Annotated in this window: 20 protein-coding genes; 11 read left to right on the forward strand and 9 right to left on the reverse strand. The window is 40.6% G+C overall.

Annotated elements, in window-relative coordinates; all coding sequences use genetic code 11:
- Positions 1–83 precede the first annotated feature (83 nt).
- Entirely contained in the window at positions 84–464 is a 381-nt protein-coding gene (locus FZC79_RS15470) for a hypothetical protein (RefSeq protein ID WP_148947676.1), read from the reverse strand.
- A gap of 219 nt (positions 465–683) precedes the next feature.
- On the opposite strand from FZC79_RS15470, the gene FZC79_RS15475 reads away from it, so the two are divergent.
- The 8 genes from FZC79_RS15475 (at position 684) to FZC79_RS15510 (ending at position 8,551) form a co-directional block, all read left to right on the forward strand.
- Positions 684–1,370 (forward strand): response regulator transcription factor, encoded by a 687-nt coding sequence (locus FZC79_RS15475; RefSeq protein ID WP_148947677.1) that lies wholly within the window; start codon positions 684–686, stop codon positions 1,368–1,370.
- Position 1,371: 1 nt separating this feature from the next.
- Positions 1,372–2,379: a sensor histidine kinase gene (locus FZC79_RS15480; RefSeq protein ID WP_148947678.1), complete on the forward strand. Its 1,008-nt coding sequence runs from the start codon at positions 1,372–1,374 to the stop codon at positions 2,377–2,379.
- Positions 2,380–2,501: 122 nt separating this feature from the next.
- Positions 2,502–3,185 carry an ABC transporter ATP-binding protein gene (locus FZC79_RS15485; protein WP_148947679.1) on the forward strand — a complete coding sequence of 228 codons (684 nt, stop codon included), beginning with the start codon at positions 2,502–2,504 and terminating at the stop codon, positions 3,183–3,185.
- A complete protein-coding gene (locus tag FZC79_RS15490) occupies positions 3,182–5,767 on the forward strand; it encodes an ABC transporter permease (protein ID WP_148947680.1) in 2,586 nt (861 codons plus the stop codon). The genes FZC79_RS15485 and FZC79_RS15490 overlap by 4 nt, the downstream gene beginning before the upstream one ends.
- Before the next feature lie 236 nt (positions 5,768–6,003).
- Positions 6,004–6,540, forward strand: coding sequence for a hypothetical protein (locus FZC79_RS15495; RefSeq protein WP_148947681.1), 537 nt, complete (start codon positions 6,004–6,006; stop codon positions 6,538–6,540).
- 152 nt (positions 6,541–6,692) lie between these two features.
- Positions 6,693–7,157 carry a hypothetical protein gene (locus tag FZC79_RS15500; protein ID WP_148991519.1) on the forward strand — a complete coding sequence of 155 codons (465 nt, stop codon included), beginning with the start codon at positions 6,693–6,695 and terminating at the stop codon, positions 7,155–7,157.
- Between the two features lie 384 nt (positions 7,158–7,541).
- Positions 7,542–8,093, forward strand: coding sequence for a DUF3885 domain-containing protein (locus FZC79_RS15505; protein ID WP_426905293.1), 552 nt, complete (start codon positions 7,542–7,544; stop codon positions 8,091–8,093).
- Positions 8,090–8,551 carry a hypothetical protein gene (locus FZC79_RS15510; RefSeq protein ID WP_148947683.1) on the forward strand — a complete coding sequence of 154 codons (462 nt, stop codon included), beginning with the start codon at positions 8,090–8,092 and terminating at the stop codon, positions 8,549–8,551. Before FZC79_RS15505 ends, FZC79_RS15510 begins: the two co-directional genes overlap by 4 nt.
- Positions 8,552–8,763: 212 nt before the next feature.
- On the opposite strand, the gene FZC79_RS15515 is transcribed toward FZC79_RS15510, so the two are convergent.
- The 4 genes from FZC79_RS15515 to FZC79_RS15530 all read right to left on the reverse strand — a co-directional run bounded on the left by FZC79_RS15515 (position 8,764) and on the right by FZC79_RS15530 (position 11,477).
- On the reverse strand, positions 8,764–9,396 hold the full coding sequence (locus tag FZC79_RS15515) for an STAS domain-containing protein (RefSeq protein ID WP_353733615.1): 633 nt from the start codon (positions 9,394–9,396) through the stop codon (positions 8,764–8,766).
- A 6-nt stretch (positions 9,397–9,402) separates the two neighbouring features.
- Positions 9,403–9,606, reverse strand: a complete 204-nt coding sequence (locus tag FZC79_RS15520) for a hypothetical protein (protein ID WP_148947685.1) — start codon at positions 9,604–9,606, stop codon at positions 9,403–9,405.
- A 306-nt stretch (positions 9,607–9,912) separates the two neighbouring features.
- Positions 9,913–10,320 (reverse strand): hypothetical protein, encoded by a 408-nt coding sequence (locus FZC79_RS15525; protein ID WP_148947686.1) that lies wholly within the window; start codon positions 10,318–10,320, stop codon positions 9,913–9,915.
- Between the two features lie 284 nt (positions 10,321–10,604).
- Positions 10,605–11,477, reverse strand: a complete 873-nt coding sequence (locus FZC79_RS15530; RefSeq protein ID WP_148947687.1) for a TetR/AcrR family transcriptional regulator — start codon at positions 11,475–11,477, stop codon at positions 10,605–10,607.
- A gap of 512 nt (positions 11,478–11,989) precedes the next feature.
- On the opposite strand from FZC79_RS15530, the gene FZC79_RS15535 reads away from it, so the two are divergent.
- A complete protein-coding gene (locus tag FZC79_RS15535; protein WP_148947688.1) occupies positions 11,990–15,055 on the forward strand; it encodes an efflux RND transporter permease subunit in 3,066 nt (1,021 codons plus the stop codon).
- A gap of 213 nt (positions 15,056–15,268) precedes the next feature.
- On the opposite strand, the gene FZC79_RS15540 is transcribed toward FZC79_RS15535, so the two are convergent.
- The 3 genes from FZC79_RS15540 to hxlA all read right to left on the reverse strand — a co-directional run bounded on the left by FZC79_RS15540 (position 15,269) and on the right by hxlA (position 17,247).
- Positions 15,269–15,763: a DUF4825 domain-containing protein gene (locus tag FZC79_RS15540; protein ID WP_187442813.1), complete on the reverse strand. Its 495-nt coding sequence runs from the start codon at positions 15,761–15,763 to the stop codon at positions 15,269–15,271.
- A 291-nt stretch (positions 15,764–16,054) separates the two neighbouring features.
- The gene (gene hxlB, locus FZC79_RS15545; RefSeq protein ID WP_148947690.1) at positions 16,055–16,612 is read right to left on the reverse strand and encodes a 6-phospho-3-hexuloisomerase; all 558 of its coding nucleotides are present in this window, start codon (positions 16,610–16,612) and stop codon (positions 16,055–16,057) included.
- 2 nt (positions 16,613–16,614) lie between these two features.
- A complete protein-coding gene (gene hxlA / locus FZC79_RS15550; RefSeq protein WP_148947691.1) occupies positions 16,615–17,247 on the reverse strand; it encodes a 3-hexulose-6-phosphate synthase in 633 nt (210 codons plus the stop codon).
- 210 nt (positions 17,248–17,457) lie between these two features.
- Between hxlA and FZC79_RS15555 the strand changes: the two genes are divergently transcribed.
- Positions 17,458–17,820, forward strand: a complete 363-nt coding sequence (locus FZC79_RS15555; protein WP_148947692.1) for a winged helix-turn-helix transcriptional regulator — start codon at positions 17,458–17,460, stop codon at positions 17,818–17,820.
- Between the two features lie 52 nt (positions 17,821–17,872).
- On the opposite strand, the gene FZC79_RS15560 is transcribed toward FZC79_RS15555, so the two are convergent.
- Positions 17,873–18,985, reverse strand: coding sequence for an AI-2E family transporter (locus FZC79_RS15560; protein WP_148947693.1), 1,113 nt, complete (start codon positions 18,983–18,985; stop codon positions 17,873–17,875).
- A gap of 588 nt (positions 18,986–19,573) precedes the next feature.
- Here FZC79_RS15560 and lepB point away from each other — a divergent pair.
- Positions 19,574–20,116: a signal peptidase I gene (lepB, locus tag FZC79_RS15565; protein WP_148947694.1), complete on the forward strand. Its 543-nt coding sequence runs from the start codon at positions 19,574–19,576 to the stop codon at positions 20,114–20,116.
- Positions 20,117–20,470: the final 354 nt, after the last annotated feature.

A 20,470-nucleotide genomic window follows, 5' to 3' on the forward strand; every position in this document is an offset into this window, starting at 1 on the left:
TCCAATATTAATCCAGTGTGTTTTTTTAGATTTTTGCAGGTTAAAGTTAACTTGTCTGCCCAAAAGAAGAAGAAAACGAGATCTTACTCTTTATATCTCATATACTCAAAATTGCTTGTCGGAACTTCTTTGATCACATTTCCATCAGCATCTCGGTAAATTTCATATTCTCTGTAGATCTCAACAATATAGCCGTCTTCCTCAAATTTCGCGTCAAAGAGATATTCCAGATTCGCTGGAATCAGCTCAGTCTGTGCTGTGTCAGGTTTGTTTTCTTCTTCAATAAAATTCTTTAACTCTGCGGGTAAGAGGAGAGGTTCTGCTGGCGTTTGAGCAGCTGCCTCTTCAGATAATTCATTTACAAAAGAAGAATTCACTTCTTGAACATTATCTGTGAACCCATTTAGCATAAGGACTGTACCAACAGAGAGAATAATTGCCACAGATATCAGGAATTGTTTCATAATGCTTTCCTCCCATCACATTCTATATATAAAATATGGTTTGTCCGAACAGAAAATGACTGAAAACAGAAAAAGGGTTGAAGCCTTTATCCCTTCAACGCGACAACGCACAAAGAGGGACAGTCCCTCTTCACGCTTTAGCGTGGTAAAGTCCGTTTTGACGGAATGAGAGAGATAAAATATGATAGAGGAAAATGGTTTTCGGTTGGGGTGTATAAGATGAGAGTTTTGTTGGTGGAGGATGATCGGACGATTGCTGCTGGTTTGGAGTATTCTCTTAAGCAGGAGGGGTATATGACGGTTCTTTGTCATGATGTCCAGTCGGCAAGGGATGTGATAAGTGACAGGATCGCTGAGATTGATTTATGTTTGTTTGATTTGTCACTGCCTGATGGAAGCGGGTATGATCTTTGTGAATTGGTGAAGAAGCACGAGGACAAGCCTGTCATTTTTCTGACAGCTTTTGATGATGAGGTCAATGTGGTGATGGGCCTGGACATGGGGGCGGATGATTATATTACAAAGCCATTCCGGGTACGCGAACTGCTTTCACGGATTAAATCGGTGCTTCGCCGTTATCATAAGCAGCCGGAACAGGCAAAATCCTACATAGATATTGAAAATATCCGGATAAACACACTGGAAGGAAAAGTGTTCAAAAACGGGGAAGAGGTAATGCTGACTGCTTTGGAATACAGGCTGCTGATGATTTTTGCCAACCATATCGGGCAGGTTTTGACGAGAGCCCAGCTTCTTGACCGGATATGGGATGTGGCAGGTGATTTTGTGAACGACAATACCTTGACAGTCTATATTAAACGATTGCGGGAAAAGCTTGAAGACAATCCTCAAAGTCCTATGATCATCAGGACCGTCAGGGGCTTGGGATATAAGTCAGGTCAATGATATGTGGCGTAATAGAGAAATACAATTATTTATTACTGTCATGATCCTGATTGCAGCGGTCTTCAGTGGAGCAGCAGCTTTCTTTCTATCGGAGGCTGCCGCTTTAGTAGTGCTGGCCGCTTCTGCCCTGCTTGTTGGCTGCAGTTTAGTTTTCACCAAATGGAGATACCGTGAAATTGAAAATCTCTCCGGTTATTTAAGACGCATTAGTAATGGGGATTACGACTTGGATGTCCGGGACAATTACGAAGGAGAACTAAGTATTTTAAAAAGTGATATCTATAAAGTTACTTTGATGCTGTCAGAGCAGAGCTCTCATTTGGAACAGGATAAAATCAAATTAACGAATGCGATTTCGGATATCTCTCATCAATTGAAAACTCCGTTGACATCTATGACGGTGATGGCTGATTTGCTGAGTGATAGGAACCTGGATGAGTCTAAACGAGCTGAATTCACCAAGAATATAACAGTTCAATTGGAGAGGATTGAATGGCTGGTTTCTTCTCTTTTAAAAATATCGAAAATTGACGCCGGGACCGTAGTATTTAAGAAGAATAATATTCATGTACGCGAACTCATCGACAGGGCGTTACAGCCGGTATCTATTCCAATGGATATAAAGGAACAGGCAATTTTAATAGAAGGAGATAACCATGTCACTTTTACAGGAGACCTCCATTGGACAGCAGAGGCACTTATCAACATATTGAAGAACTGCGTGGAGCATACTCCTAATGGCGGCAGTATATCCATCTCGTTCTCAGAGAATCCTCTTTTTACCGAGATAAGGGTAAAAGATTCTGGGAAGGGGATACCCAAAGAAGATCTACCGTATATCTTCCGGCGTTTTTATAAAGGAAGAAATGCAGGTGAAGATAGTGTGGGAATCGGCCTTGCAATGGCTTACAGCATCATTACCGGTCAGCAGGGAGATATCGAAGTCAGAAGCAAATCCGGCGCTGGATCTGAATTTACCATCAAATTTTACAGAACAGAAAGGGGATAGGGTCGTCCATTGAGGAGACGTTCCTATCCCCTTAAGTGACTAAATTGTCACTTTGAAAGTCACTTTAAAGTCATCTTAGACAGATATACTGAGGTCAACACTTAAAATATGGAGGGTTTGCGATGAGTATATTACAAATAGAAAATCTGTCTAAGGTTTACGGCAAGGGAGAAACAACAGTAAAGGCATTGGATGATGTTTCGTTTTCAGTGAAAAAAGGGGAGTTTGTTGCCATCATTGGTCCATCAGGGTCTGGAAAATCCACTTTGCTTCATTTACTCGGCGGGGTGGACAGGCCAAGCTCAGGAAAGGTATTGGTCGATAACACGGATATTTATCAACTGAACGAAACACAGCTGGCGATTTTCAGGCGGAGACAGATTGGTTTAATCTATCAATTTTATAACTTGATACCGATTCTGACTGTTGAAGAAAACATGACGCTGCCGATGCTTCTGGACGAACACAAAGTCGATCAAAAGCAGTTCAATGACATTGCCTCCACTCTGGGTTTAACGAACCGCCTGAGTCATCTGCCGAATCAGCTTTCCGGCGGCCAGCAGCAGCGTGTATCCATCGGCAGGGCCTTGATCAGCAATCCGGCGATCATACTGGCGGATGAACCGACAGGCAACCTCGACAGTAAAAACAGCAATGAAATCATGGAACTTTTAAAAATGTTCAATAAGACATATAACCAGACATTGATCGTCATCACCCACGATGAACGGATTGCCCTGCAGGCCGACCGCGTCATAGAAATCAACGATGGAAAAGTCGCCAAGGACGAGGTGATCCGTCCATGAACATCATCAATAAACTGACATTGAGGCATTTGAAGGAAAACAAGAGAAGAACACTCGTAACGATCATTGGTGTCATCATCTCAGTTGCAATGGTGACGGCAGTCGCTACGCTCGGTGTTTCATTTCTTGATCTGCTTCAGAGGCAGTCCATTGCAGACAATGGTGAATGGCATGTTCAATATAAAAATGTCACTAGCGAACAAGTTGAAGCGATAAAAAAGGATAAGAATACTAAAGATTTGATTCTTGCTAATGACGTTGGATATGCGAAGCTGGAAGGGGCAGAAGAAACAGACAAGCCCTATCTATTTTTTAAAGCATATAACACCCAAGGAATGGAACAGTTTCCGATTGAATTAAGCAGTGGCCGGCTTCCCCAAGCTGCAGAAGAAGTTGTCATTTCTGAAGAAATAGCCTCAGACACTGAAATCGAATATAAAATCGGCGATGAAATGACTGTAAATATCGGTAATAGGCTCTTGGGAGGCGAGAGTGAACCCTTGTCACAAGAATATTCGATTCAGAGGGATGAGAACGGGATTAGTGAAACTCTGGAAGTAACCTCCACGGAAACCTTCACAGTTGTTGGAACAATCGAAATGCCAACCTGGGAAAATTCATGGTCACCAGGGTATACAGTAATTAATTATATTGACGCTGAAAATTTAGGGCAATCTTCAGAAGCTGATGCCATTGTTGTGTTAGATAAAATTAACGGTTCACTATTCGAAGAGGCTCAAAAACTGGCGGAGCAAATTGGTGTGGAGAAAATCGGTTTCAATGATGAGCTTTTACGTTTCTATGGTGTAACAGATAGTGGTAATCTGAGAACTACCATGTTTTCCTTGGCAGGCATTATTATTGCGGTGATTATTATTGGATCGGTGTCACTGATTTATAATGCGTTCGCGATCAGTGTTTCTGAGAGAGCTAGGCATTTAGGGATGCTCTCCAGTGTTGGGGCGACCAAGAAGCAAAAGCGTAACTCAGTCTTTTTTGAAGGTGCAGTAATCGGACTTATCAGTATTCCGATCGGTGTCTTGGCTGGTGTAGGCGGTATTGCGTTGACATTCATGTTCATCAACTCTTTTTTAGAAGAGGCATTAGGGACAACGGAAAAGCTTGGGGTTGTAGTGACACCATCTTCCATTTTCGCAGCCTGCTTAATCTCGATATGCACTATTTTTATCTCTACGTACGTGCCGGCACGAAAGGCATCAAAAGTTTCTGCAATTGATGCGATCCGCCAGACACAGGATATTAAATTATCACGGAAAACAGTTAAAACATCGAAGCTTGTAAGGAAGATATTCGGCTTGGAAGCTGAAATCGGGATGAAAAATGTCAAAAGGAATAAAAAGAGATACTATGCGACTCTCTTTTCGCTTGTCATCAGTATTATTCTTTTCCTATCTGTTTCATTTTTTACAGATAATTTAAGCAGGTCGGTTGAAATGTCACAGATGAATATTGACTACGATATTTTGGTGGCAGGAAGCAAAGGGGATACATCCATATTAGAACCTTTAGTGGACTTGGAAGCTGTGACGGATTATAGTATTCAAAAAACAGTGCAGCTCACATCATTGGTAGAAGAGGATAAATTTCCTGAAGCGTTGAAAGATTTAATAAAGCAGGATGAGCAAATCGAACTACAGGACGGGAAGTACCAATACTACGTCAATCTGTATGGATTGAATGAAGAGAGTTTTAAAAAGTATGCCGAAAAAGTAGGGACGGAAGAGGCAGCTTATAGGAATTTAGAGGATCCCAAGGCAATTATAATAGAGGATTTAGCCTATCAGGACTTTGCAACTTCCAGGTTTATTGAAACAGCCTCTATAAATGCAAAACCAGGAGATTCAATTGAACTCCTCTTTACGAATTACGAAACAAACGAAGACACCTCATTAGGAAATGTTGAGATCGGAGCAATGACAGGAGAAATGCCTATAGGCAGCAATACAGCAGGCCTCGGCGGATTGGATATTGTGGTGCCTGTGGAGACTTTGGAAAAGATTGTAAACGAGCAGGCGCTGGATCAAGTGGACGCCAGCCTTTATCTTAACAGCAGTGATGCTGATAAAACCCAGGAAGCACTAGAAGAAATTGCCCCCTCTTCACTTTATATTTACAATGTCGTACAAAATAGAGAACGTGAACAGCAGCTGATTATGTTTTTATCTGTCTTCACCTACGGGTTCATCGCGCTAATTTCATTAATTTCGATAGCTAATATCTTTAACACTATTTCTACCAGCATTTCACTGAGAAAAAGAGAATTTGCGATGCTGAAGTCTGTCGGCATGACGCCGAAGGGATTTAACAAAATGATCAATTACGAGAGTATCTTCTACGGCGTAAATGCGCTGTTGTATGGTTTGCCGATCAGCTTCGTCATTATGTACCTGATTCATCTCTCTGTAAGGGAAACCTTTGAGTATGGGTTCAGTGTCCCATGGCTGGACATAGTGTTTGTAATTGCAGCAATTTTCCTCATCGTCAGCTCGGCCATGCTGTACTCCATCTCCAAAATCAAAAAGCAGAACATCATCGAAGGATTGAAGCAAGAGAATATCTAAATTATGGATTGGGGTGGGCCGTGAATAGCGGCTCATTTTTTGATAGTAAATAGGAGAGATAATTCTTTAACACGTTAATGTACTGAAAGGGACAGTCCCTTTTCGTACTTTAACGTGTTAAAGACACAATGTCAGACTCCACCTATTAATTTACATGGTTGTCCCACACTCTTTCTTTCTTTATGAATACTATAATATGTAACACTCACTAGTATAGTAAGGAGGAAGTAGTTTATATGGAAAATTCACCAGAAATACAATTATCACCTCCATGGATTACCTACTTTAACGAACTGAAGTTTTCTATCGGTGAAGATCCGGAAGTGACTGTCGGCCCGCTCATCCCGGTCGGCCCAATTTTCATAGCATTGGTGACCGTTTCTAATAACCAGAAAGCTATTGCACTCGCAACTCTTTTAAAGTCATCTATAGAATTTGGAAATGTCACGGTTAATGTAGTGGTTATCAACGGAGATCAAGAGATTGTGGACCCATTGCCGTGTCCTTTAAGTCCATTTACTGTAGCAGCTCTATTGGAAACAGCGTTATCCGGCAACCCTTATTTTGTGGAAGTCGTGGTGAAACCTCAAATCCCTGGAGGACCGGATGCGGTATATCCCGTATTCACTCCGGAAGTGATTCAATTTTTCAATGATGACATCTCAAATTTATGCAATACTTTCACTGGCGTAGCAGCAAATGTATTTGCCGATGTCATGGTTGAGTCTCTTTGTGACGTGCCGATTTTGTTTTCTACCAGCTGTGAAGAATAAAAGTGATCTAGAGTGGGACAAGGACTGCCTTGTTCCGCTTTTTTGTATATACATATTATTAAAAGGGAATACATATATCTGCCAACACCCAATGCAGAAAGACTTATCAAGACTAATCCATCTAATCATTGTTATATATGGTAATATTAGTAATGAGTTATCTTTGTATAATAGAAGAACAGATCATTTTAACTTTTAATCTATTAAAAGGGGGAATTATCATCAAACGTAAACTAAGTAGTGCTTCATTAATTATATTCCTTGCCCTGTCCGGATGCACCCAGCCCGAATCAAAACAGGAATTAGCCGTTGAAAAAATAGAAGAGGGAGAAGTTGTCGAAACTGTCCATACAATTACAAACCAAGAGGAAATCGAAAGTGTTATGGCGACACTGGAAAACGAAAAGTGGACGAAAGTTGATCTGTACTCGGGAACAGATTTTATGTTTAGCGTTGACAATAAAAAAGTCGACGTCCATATTCATTCTAAAAATAACTCGGTCGAAATGTTCAGGCAGAGTGAAGATGGAAATGAAAGAGCGGTCATCCTGCACGAAGAAGCAGAAGTGTTCTATGAACTGCTGACAGGAGATTCTTTAGAAAATTTTGAAGGATAAAATTAGTAAACACCTGGTGTTTATGACTGCATTTAAACTTACTATCGATTCACTCAAAATCTAAACAAAAGGAGCTGATGGTCATAAGAAAACATAATACAATGGGCAAAGTACTCTACTGTATTGGCTTTCTGTTATTTATAATGGGATTCTTATTTAATGATAGGATCAGCCCGATCCAAGATGCTCCCGAACAATTTAGCGACTATTCACTTCCTGCCATCATTTTAGGTATGATAATGATTATCTCTTCTGATTTTTTCAAAAAATAACGGAGAGTGTGGTAAGGATGGAGGGGAATTGATGAGATTAACCGAATACCTTCAAACTACTTTTCCAGGACTTGTTCTAACACCAGGATGCTTCCATCAATAGAAATACGGCTTGCATGTTGAACTAGGCAGGGATCACTATCCATACAAGGAAAATGGGGCATTGAATCTGACATACTTTGACAAAGTATACCAGCAGTCATTGAGCATCTTTCACTTACTGTTCGATGAGAAGGATGAAATGTTTCTCGCCAGCAACATCTATGGTGCTCAAAAAAGCAGGATTAAACTGAAAGCGAAAATCTTTGATCGTTATTTGAAAGGTAAAGAGATGAGGTATAAGGTGGAACTGGATACGCTGCCCATTTGGAACGAGGATGAACCCGCTTCATTTTACATTTCACAGTTTTCGTTAAAATGCCTAAAAAAAGATCTGGCTTATCATCTCCTGATCAAAGCCGCATGCAACGAAGATTTTCCATTAAAGCCGAGGTTTGGAAAAGGAAACCGACCTTATTATCCGGATGTATATTTCATTAATGTCACCAGGAATTTAATCTTTTTTATCTACGATGACAGGGGATGCGAAATTTTTGCAGCTGACCTTCAATCTCTCAATTCCTTAAAAGAAGAATTTGAGCTAAAGGGGATCTTGCAGCCATGAAACGAATTTATAGTATCCTGCTGATTTTTCTTCTTATAATTTCGAGCGGGTGTCAGCAAAATGAATCTGCCGTTACTGATTCCAAAACCTCCGCAATCGCTAAAGAATATCTTGAAAAAGAAGGATATGAAGTTTTATCTTATGAAAACCTCCAAGAAAGTTATACCCTCACAAAAAAGAAACTGGAAACATTGCCTTATCAATTTTATTGGATGATGCCCGGAAATGATTCAAGTCCTCATATCGGAAAAACAGTCGATGTTGAAAAATTCCTTGTTCGAAATCACCCACTGGATGACTGGGAGTGCTGTGGAGGCATTAAAGCCAAAGGGAAGGTGTATACCTATGTGTATGTTGTGGAAGGCAAGGTGATAGGAGGAACCTCATTTCCATATGGAGCCGAAAACAGTGACTTAGGGGGAGGGTACTGGTCGTTGGACGGAAGGACAGATGAATGACTGAGTATTCATCAAGCAATGCAGAAGGTTTCGGATTGACGAAAGCGTTAAGGTTGATAAAGAAAGGGGAAAATCAATGAATAAGAATAGATCTTCCATGAAAGACTGCTTAAGCTGCCAAGATAAGATAATATAAAACAACAAAACGCTTGGATCTATATCAAAGCGTTTTGTTGTCTGTATTTAACAGCCTATTGAGATAAAGTGCATAATCAAATTTTTTCAAGATGATAGCCAATATAACGAAGAGCATCACTCAGGTTAGACTCTGTATGTATTTGGTCTAAATCACTTCCCGATTGAACGGCTTTCAAGGCGAGTTCAGGACGGACTCCTGTTATTATCATGCGAACGCCGAGCAATTTCAGTGATTGCCCGATCTTTAATAGATTAAAAGCGCTGCACTCATCAATCGTAACTAACCCTGATAGATCAAAAATCATGTACTCTAATCCTTGTTTAAGGCTCTGAGATAATGAATGTTCCATAATTCTATTGGTACGGTCTTCATCTACATCCCCAATGACCGGCAGTATCGCCACTGTATCAGAAATGGGAACAAGAGGAGCAGAAAGGGCTTGTACTCTATGGTTAGCTCTTTCCAGATTCAAGACATTTTCAAGCAGCTTTGCCATCGCCTTGAATAAAGAGATGTGTTCCTCGGTGAAATGATGCGGCCGTAAATCCATTCCGCAAAGCGTACCGAAATTAGTTCCATCACTATAGTAGATAGGCATTCCAATTAAGGAACCGCCTCCAAGATTTTTTGTTACTTCCATGTTGCTTGTTTCATCAAACTTTAATAAATCTTCTATGATAAGTGGTTCCCGACCACCCCTGACGATGAATTGTCAGTAAGAATCACGATAAAAAGTTTTGAATCCCGCTTCAAGCACTGCGTCTTCCCGATTAAAGGATTGTATTATATCAACATTTTTTTTATCATTTTTAGCCACGAAGAAGGTGTTCACATCAACAAATTTACTGATAAGCTCCAGTACATCCTTTGATGCTTCCTCTATGGAAGAATAATTCGAAATATGAGAAAAGCTCATAACATTCACCCCCTTACAGATAATAACAGAACGCTCATGCAAGTATAACGTAAAACATGCAGTCTTCATACCAAAAAACCTTATATAGAAAGAATAAGGAACAAAGGGAAATGGCTGCGGGATTAGGTGTGCAGATTTAATAAGAAAATGACATTAATCACTGGAAGTGAACAATGCAAAAAACTTGGGCAATCTAGTCGGAGGACTTGTGTGAATTTATTTTTCTATAAAGATATTTTAGGTGATTTAGGCTGTTATCTGCGAAGTACATACTAAATAGCTGCAAAGTATAGGAAGAGTTTAAAACTAAGAAGACTTCAGGAAGATCTTATTCAAAAAACGGAGCAGGAAAAAAATCAGGAAAAAATCGAATAAAAAGCCGATTATATTAAAGGAAACAGATCCACTCAGATGATAGTAGCTGAACCATTGAGCAGGAAAGCCGTAGAAGCGGTCACCATCTTCAATATAACTGCCAATAGCAGGTGCAAAAGCAATTCCTATTGTCATCACATAACTTAAAAAATACAAATTTTTTAAGAGATCCATATCTTTACCGAGTAAATATACTCCAAAAACTCCAAGTAACAAGGAAAAAATAATAACAGGCACAAAAAAACTGGGTTCATCGATATCATACGTGCCCTGGGTAAAAATGATCAGCACTAGAAAAACAAATATTATAAACCAAGGATTACTTTTCTCCTTTATCATCGTTTACCTCCTAAGGCTTAATCAATTCAAAACCCTTCATGCAGCCATTTAATTGCAATTGAAGAAAAGATTACAATATATTGTATGATCGTAGAATTGTTTTTTACAATCCTGCATTTAAAAGCAGTCCAAAAAGCACCCAAATTCACCAGATGACAAATTCCATTGTCATAGGGGACCGGGCGCTCTCTGTTTCTTGTTAAATATAGGTCCTAGTTCAATGAAAACCACTCAGCTCGATACGAGGCCAAGTGTATTCGTTTACGGCTCCAGCATTCTCAGTACTAAGGAAGCAATTCATCCTCCAATTCAATTGCCGCCTGTCTAAGCTCCTCCTTATCAGCAAGGAGTCTGAACATACCCTTGATAATCAATTCATCAGGTTTCGATTTGCGGCACTCCTCAGAAATACGGTCAGCCATTTTCAAGAAGTCATCAGAATCACCATTTAAAGAATGTATTGCAGAATAGAGCATTTTCCAGGCCGCTTCCCGTTTTTCAAAAGAAATGAAGGCACCTTGCCGGTCCATGTTCACCGAAAAAGGCTGCATGATTTCGTCATCAAGAAGGGGAGTACTGTTACCATTAAAGAAATCCTGTGCAAGAATCGAAATTTGCCTAACGATGTGATCTCCCAGCTTAGAAGGCTGAAGTCCGCTTTCCGTAGAGATAAGCAGCATCATATAGGAAGAATAGATGGATTGCGTCATCCACATCAAATCCCATTTGTAAGGGAGAATCTTCGCGCCATACATTTGAAGGAGATTATGTTCGAGCCAGCTGAACAGCCTTCCACGCATCCTGTGTTCCATCGCCGCCAGTTTATCACTGTTTTTAGCAGTATCGCCCCTCATATGCATTTTCATATATGACTTATATTCCAGTATGCCTTCAAACTGAACCTGAAATTGCTTGGCAAGCCTTACATCATCCGGTAAATTCCCATCAAGGCCTACAACATAGGCTCTTTCAAAAACCAGCTGCTGATAGTGTTCGTAAATCGAAATGATCAAATCTTCTTTGGATTGAAAGAATGAATACAGCGAACCTTTCGATATACCGATACTGTCAGCGATCTGCTGCATCGAGGTCTGGGCGTATCCGTGCTCGCCGAAGAGTTCAACAGCGGTTTCCAATATCGCCTTTCGTTTATTCATCGCATTCACCTTCCTTTATATTAAAATTAGGAAAAATTTATAAATTATTTTATGTCAGGTGATAGATCACTAAATTACAATGTATAATCTGAAAATCAACTAATTATAACATATGTTCCCATTTAAATTATCAACTTAAAGGAATTCAGGATTGCTATTCTCTAAAGATTATTTCATTTGCTATTTTATAATGCATCCTTCTATGTAGAAGGATTGAAGCAGAAGGCATGCGGTTTCCTGAAGGACTAGCAGGTAATCGGTTCAGCCGCCAGTCCATTGAGGTTGAGCGCCTGAGCGTACCTCTGTTAGAAAGCACAATCCCCTGAATGCACATCTTCTGATTACGATAAGATGTTTTCTTTGTGAAGAAGCATATTAATTCTTGACTATATTGAAAAAGGTTGTAGAATGACTTATGAGTCAACTCAATTAACAGCAGTATTAAAGGATTTTTCAATTCGAATTCATTAACATTGACCCGTGAGTCGAAAAACAACAAAGGAGGTATTTACATGTTAAAAGCAATATTGAATCGATCCAGGATCACACTGATTTTTGTTCTGTTATTTGTCATTATAGGAGTCTTTACCTTTTTACAGCTTCCACAAAGGGAGATACCTGAAACAACTATCAATATTGGGACTATCTCAACGGTCTATCCTGGTGCTACTGTTGAAAATGTGGAAAGGACAGTCACCAATCCCATTGAAGATTCACTGCAGTCGCTAGATGGAATCAAGGAGCTGAATTCTTCTTCAGCAGCCGGATTCTCTACTATTATTGTAGAGGTTGAAGACGGTGCAAACAAAAAAGAAGTGTTCAGCGATGTGCGGCAGGCTGTTTCGGATGCCTCGACAGGGTTCCCTGAAGAAGTATTTGACACAGAAATTAATGAATCTACCGTTAAGATGCCGATTGTCTCTTATCAGTTGACCAGTGAAAGCCGTGAAAATCTTCTCGAACTGAAACCTGAACTTGACCGATGGACTGATGAAGTTACTGAATTGTCAGGTGTCGAAGGGGTAACGGTAAAAGGTCTTCCTGAGGAAGAAATCATCATAGAACTTCAGCCTGATGCCTTAAAAGAAGCAGGGTTAAATGTGGGCAGTGTCATATCTGCAATCAATGATGAATTTTATCCTACGCCTCTTGGTAAACAAGAAATTGAAAATGAAGTTGTACAATTAACGGTTGAGCACTTTTCTTCTATAGAAGAGATGAATGATGTGTTCGTCGGAAAAACCCCTGGCGGTGAAACAGTTTTACTGGGGGATATCGCCAATGTGGAGACCAAGCCTAAAGCGGCAGAAGACCTTATTACGTATGAAGGCAAACCTGCCATTTCTTTTACAGCTTTCGTCCAGTCTGGTGAAGATATCCCAACTGTCGACCAGCGAGTGAGCGACAAAGTAGAGGAGTTGGCTGAAGGACTGCCTGAAGAGGTGGAACTGGTTCCATATTACTCTCAGGCCAATCTTGTGACAGATATTTTTGATGGTCTATTTCTATCATTAGCTATTTCTGTTGTAGCGGTTGTCATTACAACTTCACTCGGTTTGACTGGTTCCGGTGCTTTGGTTGTTGCCCTGGCAGTGCCGATTTCCGTTCTGATGGGCTTGATTCCTCTTCCATATGCAGAAGTGGACCTTAACCAGATTTCCGTCATCGGAGCAATCATTGCCCTTGGTATCCTTGTAGATGACTCGATTGTCGTCAACGATAATATCCAAAGAAGGTATAAGCTTGGAGACAAGGCATTGCAGGGTGCAGTGACAGGTGTAAAAGAAATCTGGGTCAGCATCGTGACCTCATCTTTCGCTATAGTTTTCACCTTCCTTCCACTAGTATTTTTATCAGGTGGAAATGGAGCGTTCATCCGTGCCTTGCCAACAGTCCTTATCACGACAATCATTGCTTCCACTTTGGTTGCCCTGATTTTCGTACCGGTAATGAGGTATTTGCTGTACAGCAAAACAAGCAAGAAAATCTCTGATTCCCCTGGTTTTCTAGGAAAGCCACTGGATAAATTGGCCGATTTCTATGCAGACACGGTTCTAACCAAGTTTTCAAAAAAGCCATTCATAACTGCGCTGATTGGTTTGGTATTTACAACCGGAATCTTTGGTTTAGTGGTACTGACACCGTTTGAGTTTTTCCCATCAGCTGACAGGGAAGAAGTAACGGTCGATGTAACATTGCCAATCGGAACCACATTAGATCAGACTTCAGAAACCCTTGCCGAGATGGAAGAGATGCTAAAAAATGATGAAGGTGTTCACGAAACCAGTGTATTTGCTGGTACAGGGCTTCCAAATCTATTCAACAGCTCACTATCCAATGCAGGTCCAAACACAGGACAGATCGTTGCACGTGTAGACCGTGAAAATCAAACAGCACAAGGATTGATCGATGAGTGGACAGAAAAACTAAGAAGTGAATTCCCTGATGCGGAACTGTTCATGGAAACCATCCAGCAGGGTCCGCCGGCCGGAGCTCCAGTTACCGTTACTGTCTCAGGTCCTGAATTAGAAAAACTGCTGCAACTGAGAGATACACTTCAAGAGGAAATCCGTTCTCTTGATACGAACCTTGTAGTCGATAATGTCGGGGAATTGGCTCCAACAATCCAATACGTTCCTGATCGTAATGCATTAGAACAAAACGGCATTACCATAAAACAGATCAGTGAACAAATTCGACTAGCAACAGAGGGCATACCGATGAAGTCCTTTGATAACGGTGTAACCAAGCGGGATTTAAGTATTGTACTTGCAGGGGATGAAGGAAATGTCGATCTTTCCGCTCTTGAACTTCCAGCTGCAGGCGGGAATCCTGCTGGACCGCCGACCCTGATTTCCTTGGATGAATTGGTAACTGTAGAGAATCAAGAAGAGATTCAGCAAATTCCTCATAAAGACGGTGAACGTGCGATTACCATTCGGGCTTTCCCTGAAAATGAAGAGGGATACGAGGAAAATGTCCAAGAAATTGTCGATAACGTTAAGGAAGGATTGGACAGCGATTATAGTGTGACACTTGGAGGAGAGAATGAAGCACAGCAGGATTTCTTCTCTGAAATCACCATCCTGTTTATTATTGTCATCTTCCTTGTGTATCTGTTGATTGCACTGCAATTTAACTCACTGTCACTTCCATTTCTTGTATTAGTGGCCGTGTATCTAGCTATTGCAGGCGCTATCCTGGGTTTGTTCGTGACACAAACGCCAATCAGCTTCCTGGCTGTAATGGGCATGGTTTCACTGACAGGTATCGTCGTGCGAAACTCTATAGTCCTGATCGAGTTCATCGAACAGGGACTGAAGGACGGTATGAAGGTGAAAGAAGCGGTAGTCGAAGCGGGACGCACAAGGCTTCGCCCAATCCTGCTGACAGCACTAACATCTATTGTTGCGCTGCTGCCAGTTGCCATAAGCGGGGATGCACTCTTTACGCCGCTTGCCGTCACCATCATTTCAGGTATCCTATTCTCAGCAATTTTGACATTGTTGATTGTACCGATGCTGTATCTGGTGTTTGACCGTTTCAGAAGGAAGAAAAGAGAGAAAGCTGCTGCATAACGATGGGAGAGGAGGAGGAATTCCTTCTCTCTTTTTTTGATTTATTTTATGAGGTAGTGTGTTTACCAGTAATTTTCAGGCAAAGTAAAACATAAAAGTCAATAATATTGTTATGTAAACTTAATGTGGTTATTGTGGCATAAAGAAAAGTAGTACAGAGCAGGAGTAACAGAAGTAGTACCCTGACCGAACTACTTATGTCCCCCAGAATGCTCAATCTCTGAAAAACTCATCCACCTTTTCTTCATCTTCCAATTGCCCTTGAATGAAGCTTCTCAATTCTTCTTCCTCTGAAAAATCACGGAGGTCTTTCACAAACCAATCTTGCAATTCATCTCTGCTAACTTTTACTTCCTCTTCGACAAAATTGAACTGAACCCACTCAGCATTTTTTACAAGAGCCAGGATAATTGAAGCATTATAAAGTGCAAGCTCCCTATAATCCAAGTTGCTGTTTTCAATGCTGTCATCTGGGGAATAGTTTAATATGATTCCGTAAGGTTCCTCTGTGGTTTTAAGCTCCAGACCGCCCATGTTTTCGCCTTCTGGCTCGGCCAAAGGCCTGGTAATATTGCCAACGGCTCCACTGTCTCCTACATAGGAATCCTTATATTCAAAAATAGTTTCTTCTTTTGGCGGGGTGCTAGTGCAGCCATATAGAGATAATAGTGCAGTAAAACTTAAAAATAAAATCGACTTCTTCTTCACAGTACCAGCTCCTTCTATTTATATTAGTTGCTCTATGATTCAGGCTTTTCAACTTATTATCTCGAAGTGATACCATTCCTTTTATGCATAACCTATATACGTACAGCCAACATTCCAGGTTTCAGATAAAAAGAAAATAAAATAGCTTGTGGAGCTCAATTGCATCAAAATGATCTACTAAGGAAAACATACTTGGCATGGTTTTGAGCCTTTTTTAAGGGAGGTAGTACAACACAAAAAAAGCCAGGTGAAGTTAGTCATTCACCTGACTTTTTCTGCAATATCTGTCTCTTACTCCAAATTAGCATGTTTGCCGTACATCTTATTGGAATCTAATCCTTGTTTGTTCATGTACCGCAAGATTATACTGTCAAAAAACAGAAGGAGTGTTTGTTCGAATAGTGATCCCATAGGCTGAATAGTTTCGTGAACGCCATTCTTTTGATCTTTCGGAGAGCCAGGCAGCTTTACTGAGAAGTCCGCCATTTTACCAATAGTGGAATCAGGAAAAATGGTGACAGCCGCTAAGGTTCCCCCGATATCTTTCGCTTTTTCGCCCATGGTGACAAGGCTTTTCGTTTCACCTGAACCAGAAGCAATGATAAGCAGGTCACCTTTTTCAAAAGTGGAAGTGACGGTCTCGCCGATGACATAGGCATCAATCCCCATGTGCATTAACCGCATGGCAAAGGACTTGGCCATAAAACCCGAACGCCCGGCTCCCGCCACGAAGACTTTATTCTTCTCAAGAATGCTGTTGACCAGTTGTTCAGCCTCTCCATTGGAAATCAACCCCGTGGAGAGGGAGAGTTCCTCTAAGATTTTTGTTAGGTACTCTGTCGAATTCATGGTTATCCCTGCTTGATCATTTCCTGCATTTTCGCAGCTGCCGCTTTTTTATCTTCCTGGCCTGTGATTCCGCCTCCGACAATAACCAAATCAGGTTGAGCTTTGACTACTTCTGGAAGAGTCTCTAACTTAATTCCGCCTGCAATAGCCGTTTTCGCGTTTTTTACTACATTCTTGATAGTTTGAAGATCTTCAAAAGAATTCTTTCCAACAGCTTGCAAATCATAGCCAGTGTGTACACAAATGTAATCGACACCAAGAGCATCGACTTCTTCTGCACGCTTGGCCAAATCCTTAACGGCAATCATATCTACAAGGATTTTTTTTCCTTGTTTTTTTGCTTCGTCCACGGCACCTTTGATAGACATATCTTCAGCAGCACCAAGAATGGTTATAATATCCGCTCCGGCTTCTGATGCTTTCATTACTTCATAGCCTGCAGCATCCATAATTTTTAAATCAGAAAGTACTTTTAAATTAGGGAAGGCTTCCTTTACTTCTTTTACGGCACGGAGACCTTCGTTAATGACAACCGGTGTTCCGATTTCAACGATATCAATATGTTCTTCGACTTCTTTCACCAATTGAATTGCTTCTGGGATGTTGACTAAATCCAAAGCTAATTGTAATTCCATTTCTCTTCACTCCTATAGTTGTTTTTTTATGTGTGCATCTGCCATTAAAGCCCCATCAATTTCAGCTGCTAAAATGTTTTGCAAATGTAAGTATAGTAGGTAGCTTCAAAATAGAAAAGTACGCACTTTATTTTTACATAGTGATTAAAATCATACATAGTGTAAAAAAGTATACTGTGTGATATAGTGTAAAAATCGGAGGTGAGAGTATTGTCTCGCATGAAAGAAAAAGTGTTCAACTGTGAAAAAGAATTAACGCTATCTGTCATTGGCGGTAAGTGGAAAATGCTGATCTTGTGGCATTTAGGAAAAGAGGGGACAAAGCGCTTCGGTGAATTGAAGTCTCTCATGCCCGGAATAACTCAACGGATGCTTGTTAATCAGCTTCGTGAACTGGAGGAAGACCGAATTGTCCACCGGGAAGTCTATCCTGTTGTCCCGCCGAAAGTCGAATATTCCTTGACAGAACAAGGCCAAACTCTTATGCCGATTCTCGATTCGATGTATGAATGGGGAAAAAATTATATGACTGATGTTGTGGAAGAAGATCTACAGAAGGATACAGCTAAATAATGAAGAACAAAAAACCCGAATGACGAGTGTCATTCGGGTTTTTCAGCTTTTATCAAGTAACGATTTCAGGATCGGCCCGAAGTTTAGCTTCTTTTCGTGCCTTTAAGAACTTCACCAGATTAATGACAATTGTCTTGATGACGGCATAAGTTGGAACAGCCAATATCATGCCAAGTACTCCAGCGATGTTTCCTGCCGCTAATAATAAAATCACAATGGTGGCAGGGTGGGTGTCCAGCGTCTTGCCTAGAATAAGAGGAGACAGGATGTTTCCTTCGACCTGCTGGGCGATTACCAATATGAGCAGCACCAATAATGCTTTGCCGGGTGAGTCGAACAGTCCGACGATCACTGCGGGTGCTCCGCCAATGAGCGGGCCGACATAAGGAATGATATTCGTGACCGAAACCGTGATGGCCAGTACCAAAGCAAATCTTAAATCAATGACTACATACCCGATAAATGACAAAATCCCGACGAACAGACCAACTGTCACCTGCCCTTGAATATAGGCAGCGAGGGTGGTGCCGGTTTCTTTCAGAATAGTCAGGGCTTCCTTCCTGTACTCTGCAGGCAAAAACTTCGAAACTGCGACTGGAAATCTGTGCCCATCTTTGAACATGTAAAAAAGAAGGAGAGGAACGGTGACCAGGATAATCGCAATATTCGCAACAAGACCAAGGAGATTTTGAAAACTTCCTGTAATAATAGTAGGAAGGTTGTTCGCAAAATCAACAAGCTTCTGCTGTGCCGTATCCAAAAGCTCCGCCTGCTCATTCATGAATGTTCTTAACTCAGGGGACCTGGACAAATTCTCAAAGTATTGAAAAGCCTGTGTCGCATAAGTAGGAAGTTCATTGGCCAGCGCCGTGAACTGTCTTGAAATCGTTGGAACCAGATTGACGATGGCCAACACCAGAAGCCCGGCAGTCAAAAGGTAAATGATCAGAATCGCAACAATTCTTGGGACCTTATGACGCTGCAGAAAATTCACAATCGGATTCAACAGGAAATACAGAAACAGAGTAATCAAAATCGGAAAAAACAAGGTTGTAAAAAAAATCGTGATGGGCTGGAACAGAAATGAGATTTTCGTAGATACAAATACAATCGTCACGATCAACAGGATTTGTATCAGCCAGAATTGCAAGCTTTTTTTAGACACGTCATGACCTCTTTTTTTTAACAATTATGTAGAGTTTGATTATAACAAGAAGAGGAGATTTTAACAATCTTTGGCAGGCGTTTTAGGCTGGACGGTGTGGAGCATAAAGGATTTGATTAGGGCAGCGGGAAGAACAAAATTATAGTGTGCGCTCGTATTTATGTATAATTTGATCGTATATTTGTATAATCCGCTCGTAAAATTGAATAACCCGCTCGTATATCTGCATACTCCGCTCATAAATCCTGACAACCCGCTCGTATTATCAAATACTTCTCACAAATAACCACAACTAGATATACAGCTGCCGATGCGCCGCCAATTTCGTGCAATGTACACCCTTATATTCCGGCAATAGAACATGAGGGGGCTTCAGGGTTTATAAAGCTCAAAATACTCACAGGTTACAGCTGAATTAGTTCCTGCCAGGAAAAAAAATATCATAATATTATTATGTAAACTATATAAAAAATCCCTAACTGAAACTATCTGTTTCCTAATATCGTCTAATAGTTAAATAGTGGAATAAATGCTGATAAACACTTGCCAATCCCACAAATACATATTAAGAATTAAAGGAGAAAAAAAATGGCACAAGAAAAAAACAGTACTTTAGAGTGGATTAAAGCATTAGGGTTTGCCTTATTAATCGTTTTTGTTGTACGCACTTTCCTTTTTACACCTGTCATGGTTAAAGGGGCCTCTATGAACACCACCTTAGAGGACCAGGAAAGAGTCATTGTTTCTAAATTAGGAGAAACGGAAAGATTTGATATCGTAGTATTCCAGGCAACCCCAGAAGAAAAATACATTAAACGTGTTATCGGACTGCCCGGCGACCGCATCCAGTATAAAGAGGATACTCTCTACGTTAATGGAAAGACAGTTGAAGAGCCTTTTTTGGATGACCAAAAAGAAAAATTAGAAACTAGTTTGACGACTTCTTTTAAATTAGAGGAAACAGCTGTGGGGCAATCTACAGTTCCAGAAGGTCATATATTTGTCTTGGGTGACAACAGAAGAGACAGTAAGGACAGCCGCCAGATTGGCGCGATACCCATTGAAACAATCATCGGCAAAACAAATGTCGTTTTTTTTCCTTTAAGTAATATCAGGTTAATTGAAGAGTAAAGTTTTTTCAGGGGATGAGGTTATTAACAGGAATTGGTAATACCATTTCTCTATTAAAAAGTGTAAACAGAGGGGTGTTTATTTGAAGGATCAACAAGGCAAGAAAGTTTTATTATTGATTGGATGGTCGTCTGTCATTTATACTTTTATTTTTTCGTCCATTTTCACAGGACTTGTGGGCGCAGGCATAGGGTGGGTGATTAAGAAGGATTATCATGAAAAAAAGCAAGGACTATATTTGATAATCTTCAGTATATTAGCCGCCATATTACCACCGGTCTTAGGGCTTCTTCTCATTTGGTCCTTTAATTCGGGGTTCTAGGTTTCTTCTATTTAATGAGGCACTAAGCCAAA

The sequence above is a fragment of the Rossellomorea vietnamensis genome (genome assembly GCF_008180615.1).
Lineage (GTDB): Bacteria > Bacillota > Bacilli > Bacillales > Bacillaceae_B > Rossellomorea > Rossellomorea vietnamensis_D.

What these genes read in the sequence shown, in the direction of transcription:
- FZC79_RS15470 (WP_148947676.1), bottom strand. Translation starts at nt 464, where the DNA reads ATGAAACAATTCCTGATATCTGTGGCAATTATTCTCTCTGTTGGTACA.
- FZC79_RS15475 (WP_148947677.1), top strand. Translation starts at nt 684, where the DNA reads ATGAGAGTTTTGTTGGTGGAGGATGATCGGACGATTGCTGCTGGTTTG.
- FZC79_RS15480 (WP_148947678.1), top strand. Translation starts at nt 1,372, where the DNA reads ATGTGGCGTAATAGAGAAATACAATTATTTATTACTGTCATGATCCTG.
- FZC79_RS15485 (WP_148947679.1), top strand. Translation starts at nt 2,502, where the DNA reads ATGAGTATATTACAAATAGAAAATCTGTCTAAGGTTTACGGCAAGGGA.
- FZC79_RS15490 (WP_148947680.1), top strand. Translation starts at nt 3,182, where the DNA reads ATGAACATCATCAATAAACTGACATTGAGGCATTTGAAGGAAAACAAG.
- FZC79_RS15495 (WP_148947681.1), top strand. Translation starts at nt 6,004, where the DNA reads ATGGAAAATTCACCAGAAATACAATTATCACCTCCATGGATTACCTAC.
- FZC79_RS15500 (WP_148991519.1), top strand. Translation starts at nt 6,693, where the DNA reads ATGAGTTATCTTTGTATAATAGAAGAACAGATCATTTTAACTTTTAAT.
- FZC79_RS15510 (WP_148947683.1), top strand. Translation starts at nt 8,090, where the DNA reads ATGAAACGAATTTATAGTATCCTGCTGATTTTTCTTCTTATAATTTCG.
- FZC79_RS15520 (WP_148947685.1), bottom strand. Translation starts at nt 9,606, where the DNA reads ATGAGCTTTTCTCATATTTCGAATTATTCTTCCATAGAGGAAGCATCA.
- FZC79_RS15525 (WP_148947686.1), bottom strand. Translation starts at nt 10,320, where the DNA reads ATGATAAAGGAGAAAAGTAATCCTTGGTTTATAATATTTGTTTTTCTA.
- FZC79_RS15530 (WP_148947687.1), bottom strand. Translation starts at nt 11,477, where the DNA reads ATGAATAAACGAAAGGCGATATTGGAAACCGCTGTTGAACTCTTCGGC.
- FZC79_RS15535 (WP_148947688.1), top strand. Translation starts at nt 11,990, where the DNA reads ATGTTAAAAGCAATATTGAATCGATCCAGGATCACACTGATTTTTGTT.
- hxlB (WP_148947690.1), bottom strand. Translation starts at nt 16,612, where the DNA reads ATGAATTCGACAGAGTACCTAACAAAAATCTTAGAGGAACTCTCCCTC.
- hxlA (WP_148947691.1), bottom strand. Translation starts at nt 17,247, where the DNA reads ATGGAATTACAATTAGCTTTGGATTTAGTCAACATCCCAGAAGCAATT.
- lepB (WP_148947694.1), top strand. Translation starts at nt 19,574, where the DNA reads ATGGCACAAGAAAAAAACAGTACTTTAGAGTGGATTAAAGCATTAGGG.